We start from the raw sequence: 17,276 nt of genomic DNA, 5'->3' as shown, positions 1-17,276 counted from the left end.
ATGTTCTCCTTTCTTTCCATCGAATTTAGCCTGCTATTTATTTTATTTTTTGCTGTGTATTGGAGCTTTCGAAGCAAGCCGCAAATTCAAAATCTGCTGATTACGCTGTTTAGCTATGGCATTGTTTATGCCATGGCGGGTGTACTTGCATGTAGCATCTTATTCGGCTTTAGTTTGTGTATTTATGCGCTTTCGCTGTGCATGAACCTTGGGCAAAAGTCTAAAAAAATAGCGCTGATTGTAGGCATTGTTGCAACCGTTTTGCAGCTTAGTCTATTTAAATATTATGACTTTTTTAAACCCGAAATTAGCCAGACATTAGATGCCTTACATTTAGACAGTGCAGGATTGGTTGCCAATTTAGTTTTGCCTTTGGGGCTGTCTTATTATTCTTTCCAAGCCATCAGTTATTTAGTCAGTCGCTATCGCAATAGCGCAGAAGTGCCAGCGTTTAATCTGTTGCAACTACTCATGCATTTTTCTTTTTTTGCAACCATTACCGCAGGGCCCATCGCCCGTGCCGAATCGGCTAAAGGTTTAACCGACATTCAAAACCAAGCCTGTGGCATGAGTGAACAAATTCGCAGTACCCGCCCGCGTCAGGTGCTTTATCCAACATGGGCATTTTTTTTGTTGGCGTTGGCGTTACTCAAAAAATGGTGGATCGCTGGTTGGCTGGCCGATAATTGGGTGAATCCTGTATTTGCCAATCCCATGCAATACCATAGTTTAGAGGTATTAACCGCCATTTACGGTTATACCTTACAGCTATTTTTAGATTTTTCTGGCTATAGCGAAATGATGATTGCATTTGGTTTGCTGCTCGGATTTCGCTTGCCCGTCAATTTCAAAGCACCTTTACTTGCACATAATATCCGCGACTTTTGGGATAAATGGCACATCAGTTTATCCACATGGATTCGTGATCATATTTATATCCCATTGGGTGGCAGCCGAGGCAGTTTTAGCCGCACTCAATTCAACTTATTGGCCGCTATGGTTTTATCTGGTATTTGGCACGGTTCGGGTTGGAACTTTTTTTTATGGGGCTTGCTGCACGGTTTGGCATTGGTGTTGCTCAATATTAGCGACAAACTGTATGCAAAAATTGCCAAAGTTAGTGCGAAAGAATCTCGCAATGCGCTTTATAACGCCGGCTTTTTAGGACGTATTGTTAGCGTATTTATCACCATTAATTTTGTTTGCATCTGCTTTGTTTTTTTCCGAGCAAAAACATTAGATGATGCGCTGATGGTTTTTCATGCTTTGTTTCATAATTATATTAACGTGCAGTGGAGCAGTAATCCGCTGTATGCGTTAACGTTATTTATCTGTGCATGGGCGATTTATCCGTTTGCACGTCAAGGCATTGAACAGTGTCAGCAACGCATCGCCAAACTACCAAAATACGCTTTTGCCCTACCGTTGTTTGTTCTTTTCATGACGATTGTCATTTGTGCGCCATCAGGTATTCCAGGATTTATCTATGCAAACTTCTAATCAACCTGATGTGCTTGCCCAACATCCCGATTATAACGATCCTTCTGAATTGTCCAAACTCGCAGACACCAATTCACATTGGTCGAACTTTACGTTTGCCTTCGGTTTATTGTGTTGCTTTGGGCTGTTGGGCATTTGGATGATGCAAAATTCAGTCAATGCCTACATTCAGCAAACTTATCATAAAGCTAGCCCACTTAGCGCGTTAGACCAATATGCCTATTGGCAAGAAGGTGGAAAAATTGGCGATGATTTATATGCAAAATACAATCATGTAAAAACACAAATTGATGATTTTAACAGCCAGATCGTTGCCAATTTCAATCATGATTATGCCTATACGCCAGAATATCAGCAGCTTTTAGCAAAAAAAGCACAGCAAGAAAAAATTCAATTGGCCAAAGAAGCTGCCAATCGCGCCCATCAAGCACTGTTAAACCAGTTTAGTTTAAGCAAAACAGATCAAGTGTTTTTTGCCGGCGACTCGATGATGCAAGGCGTTGCACCTTACGTTCAAAAATTCTTACAAGAACAATACGCCATTAACACCATCAACTTAAGCAAACAAAGTACTGGATTGACCTATCCAAAATTCTTTGACTGGCCCACCACCATTAAAGATACGCTTGCCAGTAATCCAAATATTAAAATATTGGTCATCTTTTTAGGGCCTAACGACCCTTGGGATATGTACAATCCTGCCGATGGAAAAGTGTTACATTTTAAAACACCCGCTTGGGAACAAGAATATCGCGCGCGCATTGCAGGTATTATTCAAAATGCAGAGCAGCACCATGTTAGCGTGATCTGGGTGACTCCGCCTAATATGCGTAAACCTTTATTAAATGAACAAATGATTTATTTAAATCAGCTCATTGCAGATGAAGTCAAAAAAGACAAAGCGTTTTTTATTGATGCGCGACAAATTCTTCAAACGACCAACAATATCTATAATGACTACTTAACCCAAAATGGCAATATGATAAAAATGCGTAGTGCGGATGGCACTCACTTTTCACCAGATGGACAAAAGCGTATTGCTCAGGCCATTGAAAGTCATTTAAATATCATCAATTAGGTAAATAATAATGTTCTCTCCTCAATTGCGCGCCTGTATTTTTTCAGCCAGTTCAGTTTTGGTGGCAAGCCAACACAGCCAAGCCTCGGAACTGACCAATTATAATGACCCGAACAGCAGCAAGTTAGTGCAGGCATTTCAACAACGGCATTTACATGTGGTGCAATTTGGCGATTCACATACCGCAGCAGACGTTTTTACCGATCACCTGCGTGTTCGATTACAATCTGCACTTGGCAATGGGGGTATGGGCTGGGCCATGCCGATGTATTTTTCAGGGCAACGTCTGACTCGCTTTGGTTACGACAACACCGGTTGGTCAGCCATCAGTAGTCGCACGCAAAGTAATGAAAATTATGGTTTAGGCGGCCTGATTGCCATGCCGCAATACAATGGTGCAAGCCTCACCCTGAAACCCAAATTAAGCGAACAACGGCAAACCATTACCGTGAGCCTACGCCAAGCGCCAGAAGATGGTGAATTTGTAGGTACCGATGCCGAAGGTCAATCCTTCCATATTTCCGCACCCATCAAAAATAATCACTGGCAAACCACAACCTTTAGCGCCACATTGCCCTTTACCATTAAAGCAGACAATGCCAATCACTCTGCAATTGGCGGATGGTGGGCCAAAAACAGTAATAACCAAGGCGCTGTCGTTTCAGCCTTGGGCATTAATGGCGCAGAACTGTCATATTGGAATCGCTGGAGCAACGACTGGAAAACAGAATTAGGTAACATTGCACCCGATTTAATTATTTTGGCTTATGGAACCAACGAAGCCTATAACGATCATTTAGATATTACGCGCAGCCAAACGCTGTTAACTGAAAAAATTGCCGAAATTCGTCATGCCAGCCCCAACAGCGCCATTTTAATTGTGTCTGCGCCAGAAAGTCTTAAAAAAACATCAGGACAATGTGGTGTGCGTCCGATCAAACTTGATGCCATGCAAGCCATGCAGCAACAAGTCGCGCAAACTAGTCACACCTTATATTGGGATTGGCAACAAGCCATGGGTGGCCGCTGCTCTATGCAAACATGGATTAAACGCGGAGATGGCCGTAACGATGGTGTGCATTTTACTGCCTCAGGTTATCAAAAGTTAGGCAATATGCTGGCCAATGATTTACTGAATTTTGCAGGTCAATCCAATACCAATAGCGTGAATCAAACTCAAGCCGTGACTCGCACGGCGAATCAATTCATCGCAACATCCCCTGGCTACGCACAAATTTGTAATGTAGATACCAACGATTGTAAAACCAGCTTACAGAAATAATCGGCACTCCATGCCCATTCAATAAGAATAAAAAAAGCCAATCTGTTGAGATTGGCTTTTTTGTGTCCTTGCGCAGCTTAAATACGTTTAGGTAAATTATTCAACCAGGTTAATAAGTTGGTGGCATCGCTATTGCGTGATTGTGTGCTTGGTTCACCCAATAACACCACCACTGCAGGTCGTGAATTAATGGTGGTGTGCATCACCACGCAGCGCCCGGCTTCATTAATAAAACCGGTTTTAGACAGATTAATATTCCAACCACCATTTCGCACCAAGGCATTGGTATTGTTCGAACGTAATACACGGTATCCTAAGTTAAAGTCATAATGCGGGGTCGATGAAAATTGACGAATCACGCCATATTTAGAGGCTTCGCTGACCAAAATGCTTAAATCGCGCGCTGAAGAAACATTGCGTGAATCTAAGCCCGTCGACTCATAATAACGTGTTGAATTCATACCTAACTGACGTGCTTTGGCATTCATTGCTGCAACAAATGCAGGCTTGCCACCCGGATAGGTGCGTGCAAGGGCAGCAGCAGCAGGGTTTTCAGATTTCATCAATGCCACCAACAAGACTTCAGCACGATTCATCTTATCGCCTACGCGCAAACTTGAACTGGCTTTTTTTGGCCCATCAAAATCAATTTGCTGTAAGGTAATTTCTTCTGACATATTCAAACGTGCATCGGCAGTCACCACCGCAGTCATCAGCTTAGTAATTGATGCAATAGGACGCGCCATATTACTATTTTTACTATAAAGCACTTCGCCCGTGTGTGCATCCATCACCAAAGCCGAACCTGCACTAATGGCAGGCGCATTACTGGAATAATGCGTATCGAAGACCTGACCACTGGCAGCCCCAGACTGAGCAGAACCTGAGCGAATTGAAGTGTTAATATGAGTACTGCCCTTTGGAGAGGGTTCCAAGTCATCATCATCTTCATTAAAATATTGTTTTGCATCGGCAGTGGACCATGTTTTCGTTTGGGATGTTGCCCCAGAACCATGATTCACAACCAATTCGGCAAAACTATTCGTACTCAAACCAATGAGCATTGACATGCTTAGGGCATGTACTAAAGATTTTTTTAAACTTTTCACGATATTACACTCAACTCAAGGGCGATAAGATACATTTGCGTCTGACCACGAATATGCCTTACATTTGCACAATAATGTAACTTATAGGATGGTTAGGTTATTGCACATAACTTTTAAGTTATATTTTAGAGTAGCATTGCTAATTTTGTGGTTTGATTGCAAGTCTAATTTGCGTTATGTAACAAAAAAACCAATTTCTTTAGGAAAGGTATAATGGCGATTTCAGTTTTAGTGGTAGATGATCATGAGTTAGTGCGTACCGGAATTTGCCGTATGCTTGCCGATCATAGCGATCTTCATATCATCGGTCAGGCCGAATCTGGAGAAGAAGCACTGACAATCGCGCGCATTCATCATCCCAATATTGTGTTGCTCGATGTGAATATGCCGGGCATTGGCGGGGTGGAAACCACGCGCCGTTTACTGCAAATTAGCCCAGATATCCGCGTAATTGCTGTGAGTGGTTTAGCCGAAGAACCCTATCCTTCATTATTATTAAAAGCTGGGGCAAAAGGCTATATCACCAAAGGCGCACCAATTGAAGAAATGGTTCGTGCAATCCATAAAGTCATGCAAGGTGGTAAATATTTCAGTGCGGATATTGCCGAACAACTGGCCAGCTCATATCTTTCAGAAGCGCAACAATCGCCTTTTGATTTATTATCTGAACGTGAAATGCAAGTCGCCATGATGGTGGTGAATTGTAATAGCGCCCAAGCCATTGCAGATAAACTGTTTGTGAGCGTGAAAACTGTGAATACCTATCGCTATCGTATCTTTGAAAAATTAGACATTGATAGCGATGTAAAATTAACGCATTTGGCCATGCGTTACGGTCTGATTAAGCCGTAATATTGAATATGCCAATTCCTAAAACGCATCAACAATCGCCATTAACCCATTATCGCCTTGGCATTTGGTATGGCATTTATCGATTGGTGATTGCTTTTAGCTTGCTGCTGATTTTCTTCTTAACCTACGAACGAATTCGAGACAGTTACGAATACCAAGATTTATATTTTTTTACTTTGGTCTTTTATTGTCTGTTCGGAATTGTCCAACTCGTCACACTACAACTTTTTCAAACCCAAATTACTCGACAACTGATTTTATTCTGTGCTGTCGATATTTTGTGTTTTACTAGCCTCAATTTCGCGATTGGTTTTCCAAGCCTTCATATTAGCTTATTGTTTGTCATTACCATTTTTATGGCAAGCTTGCTGCTCAGCCAACGACAATGCTTGGCGCTAACCTTGTGCTCAACCATTGCAGTGGTCTATTCACAGTTTTTTGGCACATGGTTTAAATTTACAGACTTAAGCAATATTGGCAATAGTGCATTACTGGCATTTTTATTTTTGGTGGTGCATTTCATTTCGCAATTAACCGTACAGCGTTTTCGCTTATTAGAGCATCTTAATTCAGAACAATCTCAAGAACTGCTGCGCTTGCAAAATATTAATCGTTATATTTTAGAACAAATTGACATGGGTTATTTGGTCTTAAATGAACAACAAGAGGTGGTTTTAAGTAATCCTGCGGCACAACAACTCCTTGGCATTCCCAGCACATTTAAGCAATTACCGTTACAAGATTTACACCCTCAATTCGCCGATTATTTACAGCAAATACACGCACAACAAGGCGAACGCTTTGTTTTTGATAGCAGCAAAAATAGCGTTTTAATTCGGGTACAAAAACTCAAATTGCCGCAATCGATTTTAACCCTGCTGATTATGCAAGATGCGCAGCGACTCAATCAGCATGTACAGCAACTAAAACTGGCCGCCTTGGGGCAACTTTCGGCGAGTATTGCGCATGAAATCCGTAATCCTTTGGCCAGTATTGTTCAAGCCAACAGTTTAATTGTAGAGGCAGACGCTGAACAAACGAACATGCTGCATCACATGATTCAACGCCAAGCACAGCGCATCGACCATATTATTCACTCGACTTTAAATATGGCGCATCATCAGGCCACTCTTCCCATCAGTATTCATTTGAATGATTTTTTACCCCGACTGATCAAAGAAGATTTGCCCCTCTTTCAAGCACAGATTAAGGTGCATCTACAGGATGAAATACAACTCTCCTTTGATGAAGCGCAACTGCGCCAAGTCCTCATCAATTTGATTCAAAATGCTTTACGCCATAACGCACCAGACCGCGAATATATTGAAATTTTCGCCTATTTACAGCATGACTTGGTCTATATCGATATCATTGATTTTGGCCAAGGGGTGCCTGAACAGCAGCTTTCACAACTTTTTTCACCTTTTTTTACCACCGAAGTCAAAGGAACGGGGTTAGGTTTATATCTTTCACATAGTTTTTGTGAAGCAAATCAGGCAAAATTAAGCTATAGCAAATTACAAGATGGAACGTGTTTCCGCATTGAATGTATTGCCATTCAAATACAATAAGTTTTTTGGGGAATTATGAATACACAGCCGAATCGTGTCCTGTTGGTCGATGATGAAATCGATCTATGCCTACTCATGCAAATGACACTGAAACGAATGGGGATTGAATCTGAGCTTGCGCATACCGTCAGCGACGCCAAAAAGAAATTGCGATTACAACATTTTAATGCCTGCCTGACCGACCTTAATCTCCCCGATGCAGATGGCATCAGCTTGGTTGAGCATATGAATCAGCATTACCCGAACACGCCTATTGCGGTGATTAGTGCCTATGGCAATATGGAAATTGCCATTAATGCCCTAAAAGCTGGCGCCTTTGATTTTATCAGTAAACCCATTTTACCCGAGGCTTTACAGCAATTATTAGAAAAAGCCATTGTTCCACATGAAACCTCCAACTTGAACCAACCAGAAATTGAGGATCGGTGCTTGATTGGCCATTCGGCGCCCATGCACCAACTCAAACAAACGCTGCGTAAAATATCTAGAACCCAAGCCCCAATTTTTATTACCGGTGAATCAGGCACAGGCAAAGAAGTGGTAGCCAATTTGGTTCATCAACTCAGCAATCGAAAAAATGGGCCTTTTATTGCCATTAACTGCGGCGCCATTCCGGCCGAGTTAATGGAAAGTGAGCTTTTCGGGCACAAAAAAGGTAGCTTTACCAATGCCACACACGACAAACAAGGCCTAATTCAAAGCGCACATGGCGGCAGCTTATTTTTAGATGAAATTGCTGAATTGCCTTTAAACATGCAAGTTAAACTCCTGCGTGCGGTGCAAGAAAAGAAAATTCGCCCGATTGGTAGTGATACTGAACATGCGGTTGATTTTCGAATTATCAGCGCGACCCATCAGAATCTTGAACAACTGATTCAGCAAGGAAAATTCCGCCAAGATTTATTCTTTCGCTTACATGTCATGAATATTGAATTACCGCCACTGCGTGAACGAGGCGAAGATATTATTGAACTTGCACGCCATTTTATTCAGCAAATTTGTCAGGAATGGGGACTTGCAAATAAGCAACTCACCGCAAATGCACATGCTTTTCTTATGCAGCACGCATTTACAGGTAATGTCCGCGAACTTCGAAATATGATTGAACGCGCCATCACCTTATGTGATGACAAGCAGATTGATGCCGTGCAGTTACAAGGTCATGTTAGTCCAGCTCATAGCGTGGCTGAAAATTTGGCAACTCATCCAGATATTGCGCTTTCAAATTCGAAAATTCCAGATATACAAATGAGTGCACCAAAACAACTGCCAGAACAAGGGCTTGAAGCGTATTTAGAACAGGTCGAAAAAGATATTTTATTAAATGCGCTGGAACTGACTCATTGGAATCGCACCTTGGCCGCTAAAAAATTAGGCATGTCTTTTCGTTCACTGCGTTACCGACTGAAAAAATTTGGCCTTGATGATGAACCAGCTTTAGAATAAATGCTGAATGCACCCGAAACCATTCGGGTGCGTTATTTATGTTTTAGCAATACATCTGCGACATTGTCTACATAAATATCGTCTTTCATTTCAATCGGTAAGCTGTAAATTTGATTGGGCTGAATTCCCTGCCCATCAATCATATTACCTTTGGGCGTATAGTAATGCGACACCGTCATTTGTATGGCGGCACCACTGGGTAAAGGAAAAAGTTTTTGTACCACGCCTTTACCATAACTTTTATCCCCAATCACCCATGCGCGATTATGCTCTTTTAATGCCGCAGTGAAGACCTCAGCCGCAGAAGCCGAACGGTTATTAATTAATAAACCGAGTTTCATTTTAAAAAATTCATTACCGGGTAAGGCCTGAAACGTTTGACTGCCTTCAGAACGACTTTTGGTACTGACAATAATGCCATTGTTCATAAATAAATCGGCTGTTTCAACGGCAGATGAAAGCAATCCACCCGGATTATTACGTAAATCGATTAAAACGGCTTTGATCTTTTTTTCAGGATATTGTTCGATAATACTTTTAATTTCACTGGCTGTTTCTTGTTGAAAGACAGGAACTTTTATCACCAAAACTTGGTTATGCAATAATACCGAGGAAACTTCAACTTCAACTTTTCTATTTCTGACCACCGTTGTGGGCTGACCAATTAAACTGGTTTGTACCGTCAGCACCGTGCCGACTGAACCATAAAGCAAATTGCGCACTTGTTCGTGGTTTAAATCTTTTAATTCCTGATTATCAATTTTATAAACCGTCATGCCATTATGTAGGCCAAGCTTTAGCGAATCTGCATCGTCCTTCATGCCACTAATTAACCACTGGCGATGCGGTCGGTCAAAACTTAAGTCGAAATCTACCGAGGCAACATCTCCTTCGGTGTATTGCACTAATTGTCGATAATCTTCAGGCGATAAATAACGAGAATAACGATCTAACCCCCCCACTAAACCTTTAATGGATTGCTCAAATAAGGCATCGTCCGACTTTTCACTGACGTAATTGTCTTTAACAATCGTATAAATTTGTACAAATTTTTGAATGGCTTCGATGGGAATTTCATCATTACTGTGCCCACCCGTTTCTTCGCCATCATCATCTAAAGCAGTAGGTTGGGTCGAATTTGCCGCAACAGAATGGCTCAAATAACCACAAAGCAATAATCCAACCAGTAGCTTTTTTATGATTTGAGCCATTCATTCACCTTTTATACTTTTAACGTAATGAGATTTTTACCTTGCATTTCGGCTGGAATCTCCAGTTGCATTAAGTGCAATAAGGTCGGTGCAACATCTGCCAACACGCCACCTTCTGCAATTTCGGCATCAGTTGGTCCGACATAAATGAACGGCACCAACTCAGTGGTGTGTTGGGTATGTACCTGACCACTTTCGTAATCTTGCATTTGCTCGACATTACCATGATCGGCAGTCACCAGCATATGGCCTTTTTGTGCCATAACCGCATCGTAAACTCGCCCCAAACAAGTATCTACCGCTTCAACCGCTTGCACAGCAGCATTAAAGACACCAGTATGCCCAACCATATCGCCATTGGCGTAGTTGACCACCAATAAGTCATATTCACCCGAATGAATGGCCTTCACCAACTCATCGGTGACTTCGTAAGCACTCATTTCTGGTTTTAAATCGTAAGTTGCAACATTTGGTGATGGAATTAAAATCCGTTTTTCACCGGCATATTCATCTTCGCGACCGCCACTAAAGAAGAAGGTCACATGGGCATATTTTTCTGTTTCGGCAATACGCAATTGTGTTTTGCCTAAATTAGATAAGTATTCACCAAGTGTATTGTGTAAAGCTTGTGGCATATAAGCTACAGGCGCATCAATACTGGCTTGATAACGGGTTAGCATGACAAATTTGGATAAATGCGGCAGCACTTTACGGCTAAAGCCACTGAAGTCTTTATCGACAAAAGCACGGGTAATTTCACGCGCACGATCGGCACGGAAATTCATAAATACCACACTGTCACCATCTTGAATGACTGCAGGCTCGCCAATGCGTGTGGCTTTAACAAATTCATCACTTTCATTGGCGGCATAGGCTTGTGCTAAACCGTCTTGTGCAGAAGTAGCAATATGCACCGCCTCACCTTCGGTCAACAGTCGATAGGCTTGTTCTACCCGATCCCAACGATTGTCACGATCCATTGCAAAATAACGCCCAATCATGGTGGCAATACGTCCTTGATTTGGATATTGTGCAAATAAAGCCTCTAATTTAATTAAAGATGGCTCGGCACTTTTCGGTGGGGTATCTCGCCCATCTAAAAACGCATGCAAATAAACTTTTGCACCGCGCTGTAAAGCAAGTTGGCACATGGCAACAATATGGTCTTGGTGTGAATGTACGCCGCCTTCAGACAACAAGCCCATAATATGCAACGCACCGCCCGCGGCTTTGGCTTGTTCAACCGCATCAATTAATACCGTGTGTTCAAAAAATGCGCCTGAACGAATGTCTTTGGTGATTCGGGTAAAATCTTGATAAAGCACCCGACCTGCACCCAAATTCATATGACCCACTTCAGAGTTACCCATTTGTCCATCGGGTAAGCCAACATCTTCACCAGAACCAGAAATAAGACTATGCGGATGCTTGTGTTGCATTGCTGTCAGATGCGGGGTTTTCGCTGCTAAAAAGGCATTATCTTCTAGCGCTTCACGATGACCAACACCATCCATGATAACCAAGACATGAGGAATTTTGCCTGCCTTCGTATCCGTCATTTTCCTATTCTCTTTCTGTTGTGATCTGAGTGGGAGCATTCTACCTAAATTTTGAACAATTCTCTATTGCATTTAGGCGAGCCGAATGCCCACACCTGTAAGTTGTTTATTTTGCTCGATTAAGCAAATATCCCCCAGCCATAAAGATGAGGATAATTGGCACAAAGACAAACCACACGGGCGATGGACTATAGACCAGACTCGCATAGCCCAAAAAGTCTTGCATATAATAAAAGCCGAGACCAATAAATAATGCAATCACCAAACGAAAACCCATCGATTGTTGGCGTAAGGGGCCAAAAATAAATGAACAGGCGATGACCACCAATGCCAATAATGAAAATGGCATGGCCACTTTTTTCCAAAAGGCCAATTGGTAGGTTTTAGGCACCTGACTATAATCCGATAAATAGCGCATAAACGAAACCAATTGTGTTGGCGGTAAGTCGTCAGGATCTACGGTGACCATACGTACGTATTTAGGTTGTAAAGCCAAATCTACCGGCAATTGTGCCGATTGCGTCAATGTTGCATCCGCAGTAGGTAGAATTTGGGTTTGTTGAACTTGTTTTAAATTCCACTGTGTTTTTTGTTCAAATTGCCCTTGTTCTGCCAACAAATCTTGCTTCAAACGATAATCTTGATCGAAATCTAAAATTTGGATATTGCGCAATTCACCTTGCGAGTTTGCATAATCGATATAAATAAAACGCTGACCTTCACGTGTCCAATAGCCACGAACCTCACCTAATTCAGCATGTGCTTGGTGATTTTTAATACTTTCAGCGCGTTCACTGGTATACGGAATAATCCACTGAATTAAAGCAAACGCTAAAACCACCAACAGCAAGGCTGAGCGCATTACCCAACCGACAATCCGCCACAAGCTAATCCCAACCGAACGCATGACAATCAGCTCACTATTCGATGCAAGCGTTCCAAGCCCAATCACCGCGCCAATTAAGGCTGAAATGGGTAAAATCTCATACAGATAATGCGGCGAGTTCCAAAATACGTATTCGAGTGCCTTCCATGCGGTATAGCCATTTTTTAAACTGCTTAACTCGGCCAAGTAAGTAAAAAGCGCCTGCAATAACCCAAGTACAATGGTTGTACCGAACATCGCCAAAGCTGCCGTGGTCGTGACATGTTTGGCAATTAAACGTCGTGCTAACATTTTTACGACCTCACTTATTCAATTTTAAATTCAGCTTAGCCTTTAAATTGGGCTTTCGCAGAAAAACGAGTGTAACTACAGCATAAATCAACAATATGGCGGGATAAGCCCAAATGCCCAATTCTGCACGGGTAATGCGTGTTTTGACAGCCATCAATGCCACAATTAAACTGGCAAAAATTAAAATGGCAGGCAATAAGCGATAATAGCGCCCTTGACGTGGATTCACTTCAGACAGTGCCGTGGCAAGCATTAATGCAACCACAATTGCAAATGGAACAAATAAACGCCAACCCAATTCACTTTGCACCACAGGATCGCTACGTTTTTCCCATAATTGTGAAATGCGCATTGATTCTGCTTGATCGCCGGTAACATCGGCATCTTTATTATTTTCAATTCGTAGACGATATTGCTTAAATTCGGTTAGGGTGTATCTTGGCTGCCCCGGATACAACTCATAACGGCGACCGTCAATTAAATCGACAACACTTGCGGTGTCATTTGGAATATCTACCCGTTTTGCTTCACGTGCTAAAATCACCACATTGGGTTTACCCTCTTTGTCAGCACGTTGATAAAACATAATATCTTTGAGATTTTTACGATCTTCAGATAAATCGCTGGCATAAATGGTATATGCCCCAGAACCCACAAATTCTTTCGGTCGAACCAAATCAAAGCCTGTGCGTACCGCTTGAGTGCTCGACAATTGTTCGTATTGACGCAATCCCCACGGTGAAACCCAAACCATTAAGATTAATTGAATAACAAGAAAACAAGTCGTCAGTGGCAAAAGTAATCGTGCTAAGCGGTTACGACTCAAACCACTGCTATTGAGTACAGCCATTTCATGGTCGATATATAAGCGCCCAAATACCAGCATCAAACCAATAAAGAAACCCAATGGAAAAATCAGCGTCAAAAATTCAGGCAAGCGGTAGCCAATAATGCTAAACAGCACACCTGCGTCTAAGCGACCTTGTGCTGCTATCCCAAAATATTTGATCAATCGCCCGCCCATCATAATTAATGTGAGTAACGCAATTACAACGAGTGAGGTCTCTACAACCTGTTTGACTAAATAACGCCGAATAATCAAAAGGAAACATCCTTAAAATTGAAATGCAATAAAATTTGGATGGTCACGGCAAGGTTTAAGCGCATCCATCCAGATAACTGCTTAGTTTAACCGAATATGTAGAATAAAAAAGCTATTCTAAGCTTGCACCTTGCAATCGTATCCAGTGTAATGTTTCAATCACTTTATATTTACCTACATCTACAGGCATTTATCAGCGCATGAAAATTTCTTTAAAAACCAGCCAAACCTCTGGCTCTGCCTTGATTGTTTTAACAGATGCAACACAAATTGAATCTTCACGGTTTAGCGAAGCCCTGCCACAGCTTGCAACCTTTGTAGAAGCAACACAATACAAAGCCAATCTGGCAGAGATTTTACCTCTAATTGGGCTCAATCAACATTATCCATTTTGTAGCTTTGTAGGTTTAGGTAAGGTTACTGAGCTCAAAGCCGCCAAAATGGCCAAGCTTGCACAAACGGTCATTCAAGCCGTAAACAAGAAATTCTCAAGTGTGGATGTTGATATCAGCCAATTACCAGCAGAATTCCACTATGTTTTTGCGCTGGCACTTAGCCAAGCCAATTATGTGTTTGATGAATACAAATCTAAAAAAGCAGAAGTTCAACTTGAACAACTACAATTAATTGGCTGCAATTTATCTGAAACGCAAATACAGCTTGTCAATGCCATTCAATCGGGACAAAACTTAGCCCGTGATTTAGGCAACCGCCCAGGCAACACTTGTTATCCCGAAGCGCTTGCTGAACTTGCGCTTGAACTTGCAGCAGAATTCCCAGAGCAACTCAAAGTGACCATCCTTGATGAGCAGCAAATGGCTGAATTAGGCATGAATTCCTTCCTTGCAGTTAGCCAAGGTTCTGATCGCCCAGGGCGTATTATTACCCTTGAGTATTTATCTGAACGAGAAGAAGCACCCGTTGTGTTGGTTGGCAAAGGCATCACCTTTGATACAGGCGGAATTTCACTTAAACCTGGCGCCAACATGGATGAAATGAAGTTTGATATGTGCGGTGCAGCCTCTGTATTTGGCACCATCCGCGCATTGTGCGAAGCGAAATTACCGATTCATGTGGTCGGAACCATTGCCGCGGCAGAAAATATGCCTTCAGCCAAAGCGACTCGCCCCGGCGATATTGTCACCACCATGAGCGGTCAAACGGTGGAAATTTTAAATACCGATGCCGAAGGTCGTTTGGTGTTATGCGATACCTTAACCTACGTGAAACGTTTTAATCCGGCGGTGGTGTTAGATATTGCAACTTTAACTGGTGCGTGTGTGGTTGCGCTGGGCAAAGTGGTGACGGGTTTATTCTCGGGCGATGATGCGCTTGTAGAAGAAGTTAATGCCGCAGGTGAGCAAAGTTTTGACCGTGTTTGGCGCTTACCGGTGATGGATGATTATCAAGAACTTCTTGATTCGCCTTTTGCCGATATTGCCAACATTGGTGGCCCTCAAGGTGGGGCAACAACCGCGGCTTGTTTCTTACAACGCTTCACCCGCGATTACCGTTGGGCGCATTTAGATATTGCCGGCACCGCATGGTTATCTGGAGCAAACAAAGGTTCGACCGGTCGTCCTGTACCCCTATTAATGCAATTTATTGCCAATCGTAGCCAGCATGACTGAAATTAGCTTTTATCTGTTTGAAAAAAGCCCTGAACGACAAGCCGAAAGTGCTTGTCGTTTAAGTCGTAAAATCCTCAAACAACCCAAAAAAATTTACTGGTTGTGCGATGATCCATCGCAACAAAAACAATTAGATGAGCTGTTGTGGCAGTTTGATGCCAACAGTTTTATTCCGCATGGGATTGACGATCTGCAAGCTTCGGTGTGCATCTCCGCGCATTTGCCCAAAACAGGTCAATGGATTATAGTCAATTTCACAGCAGAAGCGCTTCAACCACAAGATACGTTTGAACACATTATTGAAATTGTTGAAAATCAAGAATCGACTAAAATAATCGGCCGTGAGAAATTTAAACAGTACAAAAAACTTGGGTTCAGCCCACGTACCTTTAAACTATAAAGATCGAGTGAAATACTCAAAGGAGTAAAATTGTGGCTTTAGATGTTGGAGCAGATTTTAAAACGCGTTGGCTTAATGCCCCACAAGCGGTTCGTCAAACGTATTTGAACGACCTTGGTCGTATTTGCACCTTATTAAACCACGAAACACGCTTAGATGAATGGTTACATAGCAACAAACAGGCACAGCTTGAATCTTATGCAAGCATCGAACAAAGCTATGCCGATTTAAAAGCTGAGTTAATTGAAGCTGCACGTGTACGTAAACAGCACAAACTCGAGCAAAATTTATTAAAAAAACGTGACCAACAACAACGCTTTGCGCAAACTTTACAACAGGATGAACTGCAACAACAGCAAGCGCAAACAGCCGAACTGCAACATTTACAACAACAAGTCCTGACCGATTTTCAAGATTATGCGGCACGCTACCAAAAAACACCAAGCACCGTGAGTGTCGCCATTCCTCAGGTGCAGGCTAAAACCACAACCGTGGTGACACCAGAAATTCAAGAAGCATTAGACAACCTGAAAATTCGCTTAGAACTTGAAGCAGAAAGCTTAATTGCGCAAATTGAAAGCGCAGTGAAAAATTTTAACAGCAAATTGCAACTGGCCGCAGAAGAAGAGATTTCGTATTTAATCAAAAAAGATTAAAAGCAGATCAAAAATCTCGGAGCAACCTCCGAGATTTTTTTATTTTAAGAAGCCATTTTGAGCTAAAAAATCCATACTCAGTTTCGATTCAGGGCTAGTTTCGGCTGCACGATCGCCCAAAAGCAAGCGCTCGATATAGCGCGCTAAAATATCAACTTCTAAATTCACTTTGGTGCCGACTTTCCATGTTTGGATATTGGTGCGTTCTGCTGTATGCGGAATCAGATTTAAACTTAAAATATGCCCACGCAAATGATTAATGGTTAGACTCACACCATCAACCGTAATCGAGCCTTTTTCAGCCAAATACTTAGCCAACGCAATGGGTGCAGTCACTTCAAAATATAAAGAACGTGCATCGTGGCGAACAACACTAATTTCACCGACATCATCGACATGACCACTCACAATATGCCCACCAAAGCGCGTGGTCGGCAACATGGCCTTTTCGACATTCACTAACTGACCAACTTTCCATTGGGCCAGTGTGGTTCGATTTAAACTTTCTCGAGAAACGTCTGCGCTATACCAATCTGCACCCCAGTCAATCACTGTGAGGCAAATGCCATTGGTTGCAATCGAATCGCCTAAATGAACGTCAGATAAATCCAGCGCAGTACGAATGCGTAATCGGATATCGCCACCCAACGGTTGCACGCTCTCGACTTGCCCTACACTTTCAATAATTCCTGTAAACATTTA

15 protein-coding genes are annotated in these 17,276 nt (G+C 42.3%); 9 read left to right on the top strand and 6 right to left on the bottom strand.

The genetic code is table 11. The annotated features are described in order from the left end of the window. From I2F62_RS03000 to I2F62_RS02990, 3 genes are read left to right on the top strand one after another with little or no spacing between them, the layout of a single operon-like run. The gene (locus tag I2F62_RS03000; RefSeq protein WP_324625540.1) at positions 1-1,500 is read left to right on the top strand and encodes an MBOAT family O-acyltransferase; all 1,500 of its coding nucleotides are present in this window, start codon (positions 1-3) and stop codon (positions 1,498-1,500) included. Continuing rightward, the gene (locus I2F62_RS02995) at positions 1,487-2,578 is read left to right on the top strand and encodes an SGNH family hydrolase (protein WP_324625539.1); all 1,092 of its coding nucleotides are present in this window, start codon (positions 1,487-1,489) and stop codon (positions 2,576-2,578) included. Before I2F62_RS03000 ends, I2F62_RS02995 begins: the two co-directional genes overlap by 14 nt. 10 nt (positions 2,579-2,588) lie before the next feature. Next, a complete protein-coding gene (locus I2F62_RS02990; RefSeq protein ID WP_324625538.1) occupies positions 2,589-3,860 on the top strand; it encodes a GDSL-type esterase/lipase family protein in 1,272 nt (423 codons plus the stop codon). A gap of 77 nt (positions 3,861-3,937) precedes the next feature. Here the strand turns inward: I2F62_RS02990 and I2F62_RS02985 are convergent, their stop codons facing one another. After that, on the bottom strand, positions 3,938-4,969 hold the full coding sequence (locus I2F62_RS02985) for a serine hydrolase (RefSeq protein WP_324625537.1): 1,032 nt from the start codon (positions 4,967-4,969) through the stop codon (positions 3,938-3,940). 213 nt (positions 4,970-5,182) lie between these two features. Between I2F62_RS02985 and I2F62_RS02980 the strand changes: the two genes are divergently transcribed. From I2F62_RS02980 to I2F62_RS02970, 3 genes are read left to right on the top strand one after another with little or no spacing between them, the layout of a single operon-like run. Then, positions 5,183-5,821: a response regulator gene (locus I2F62_RS02980; protein WP_324625536.1), complete on the top strand. Its 639-nt coding sequence runs from the start codon at positions 5,183-5,185 to the stop codon at positions 5,819-5,821. A gap of 8 nt (positions 5,822-5,829) precedes the next feature. After that, on the top strand, positions 5,830-7,392 hold the full coding sequence (locus tag I2F62_RS02975; protein ID WP_324625535.1) for a sensor histidine kinase: 1,563 nt from the start codon (positions 5,830-5,832) through the stop codon (positions 7,390-7,392). A gap of 15 nt (positions 7,393-7,407) precedes the next feature. Then, entirely contained in the window at positions 7,408-8,838 is a 1,431-nt protein-coding gene (locus I2F62_RS02970) for a sigma-54 dependent transcriptional regulator (protein WP_324625534.1), read from the top strand. A gap of 32 nt (positions 8,839-8,870) precedes the next feature. Here I2F62_RS02970 and I2F62_RS02965 read toward each other — a convergent pair whose 3' ends face one another. The 4 genes from I2F62_RS02965 to lptF all read right to left on the bottom strand — a co-directional run bounded on the left by I2F62_RS02965 (position 8,871) and on the right by lptF (position 13,887). Next, complete coding sequence (locus I2F62_RS02965) at positions 8,871-10,049, bottom strand: S41 family peptidase (protein WP_324625533.1); 1,179 nt, start codon at positions 10,047-10,049, stop codon at positions 8,871-8,873. Between the two features lie 11 nt (positions 10,050-10,060). Further along, positions 10,061-11,608, bottom strand: coding sequence for a 2,3-bisphosphoglycerate-independent phosphoglycerate mutase (gpmI, locus tag I2F62_RS02960; protein WP_324625532.1), 1,548 nt, complete (start codon positions 11,606-11,608; stop codon positions 10,061-10,063). Positions 11,609-11,714: 106 nt separating this feature from the next. Further along, a complete protein-coding gene (gene lptG, locus I2F62_RS02955; RefSeq protein ID WP_324625531.1) occupies positions 11,715-12,785 on the bottom strand; it encodes an LPS export ABC transporter permease LptG in 1,071 nt (356 codons plus the stop codon). 10 nt (positions 12,786-12,795) lie between these two features. Continuing rightward, positions 12,796-13,887: an LPS export ABC transporter permease LptF gene (lptF, locus tag I2F62_RS02950; RefSeq protein WP_324625530.1), complete on the bottom strand. Its 1,092-nt coding sequence runs from the start codon at positions 13,885-13,887 to the stop codon at positions 12,796-12,798. Between the two features lie 200 nt (positions 13,888-14,087). Here lptF and I2F62_RS02945 point away from each other — a divergent pair, with 200 nt between their 5' ends. The 3 genes from I2F62_RS02945 to I2F62_RS02935 are packed head-to-tail and all read left to right on the top strand — an operon-like array spanning position 14,088 to position 16,574. Beyond that, positions 14,088-15,518 (top strand): leucyl aminopeptidase, encoded by a 1,431-nt coding sequence (locus I2F62_RS02945; RefSeq protein WP_324625529.1) that lies wholly within the window; start codon positions 14,088-14,090, stop codon positions 15,516-15,518. Further along, on the top strand, positions 15,511-15,918 hold the full coding sequence (locus I2F62_RS02940; protein WP_324625528.1) for a DNA polymerase III subunit chi: 408 nt from the start codon (positions 15,511-15,513) through the stop codon (positions 15,916-15,918). The genes I2F62_RS02945 and I2F62_RS02940 overlap by 8 nt, the downstream gene beginning before the upstream one ends. A 32-nt stretch (positions 15,919-15,950) precedes the next feature. Beyond that, positions 15,951-16,574 (top strand): hypothetical protein, encoded by a 624-nt coding sequence (locus I2F62_RS02935; RefSeq protein WP_324625527.1) that lies wholly within the window; start codon positions 15,951-15,953, stop codon positions 16,572-16,574. A 39-nt stretch (positions 16,575-16,613) separates the two neighbouring features. Here I2F62_RS02935 and I2F62_RS02930 read toward each other — a convergent pair whose 3' ends face one another. Then, on the bottom strand, positions 16,614-17,273 hold the full coding sequence (locus I2F62_RS02930) for a riboflavin synthase (protein WP_324625526.1): 660 nt from the start codon (positions 17,271-17,273) through the stop codon (positions 16,614-16,616). Between the last annotated feature and the right edge of the window lie 3 nt (positions 17,274-17,276).

It is taken from the genome of Acinetobacter sp. MD2(2019) (assembly GCF_035615615.1).
Classification (GTDB): Bacteria; Pseudomonadota; Gammaproteobacteria; order Pseudomonadales; family Moraxellaceae; genus Acinetobacter.
The sequence above is the reverse complement of the archived record's forward strand: the minus strand, read 5'-3'. Positions and strand labels throughout refer to the sequence as shown.

Coding starts and splice junctions, on each gene's coding strand:
- I2F62_RS03000 (WP_324625540.1), top strand. CDS start 1: ATGTTCTCCTTTCTTTCCATCGAATTTAGCCTGCTATTTATTTTATTT.
- I2F62_RS02995 (WP_324625539.1), top strand. CDS start 1,487: ATGCAAACTTCTAATCAACCTGATGTGCTTGCCCAACATCCCGATTAT.
- I2F62_RS02990 (WP_324625538.1), top strand. CDS start 2,589: ATGTTCTCTCCTCAATTGCGCGCCTGTATTTTTTCAGCCAGTTCAGTT.
- I2F62_RS02980 (WP_324625536.1), top strand. CDS start 5,183: ATGGCGATTTCAGTTTTAGTGGTAGATGATCATGAGTTAGTGCGTACC.
- I2F62_RS02975 (WP_324625535.1), top strand. CDS start 5,830: ATGCCAATTCCTAAAACGCATCAACAATCGCCATTAACCCATTATCGC.
- I2F62_RS02970 (WP_324625534.1), top strand. CDS start 7,408: ATGAATACACAGCCGAATCGTGTCCTGTTGGTCGATGATGAAATCGAT.
- I2F62_RS02965 (WP_324625533.1), bottom strand. CDS start 10,049: ATGGCTCAAATCATAAAAAAGCTACTGGTTGGATTATTGCTTTGTGGT.
- gpmI (WP_324625532.1), bottom strand. CDS start 11,608: ATGACGGATACGAAGGCAGGCAAAATTCCTCATGTCTTGGTTATCATG.
- lptG (WP_324625531.1), bottom strand. CDS start 12,785: ATGTTAGCACGACGTTTAATTGCCAAACATGTCACGACCACGGCAGCT.
- I2F62_RS02945 (WP_324625529.1), top strand. CDS start 14,088: ATGAAAATTTCTTTAAAAACCAGCCAAACCTCTGGCTCTGCCTTGATT.
- I2F62_RS02940 (WP_324625528.1), top strand. CDS start 15,511: ATGACTGAAATTAGCTTTTATCTGTTTGAAAAAAGCCCTGAACGACAA.
- I2F62_RS02930 (WP_324625526.1), bottom strand. CDS start 17,273: ATGTTTACAGGAATTATTGAAAGTGTAGGGCAAGTCGAGAGCGTGCAA.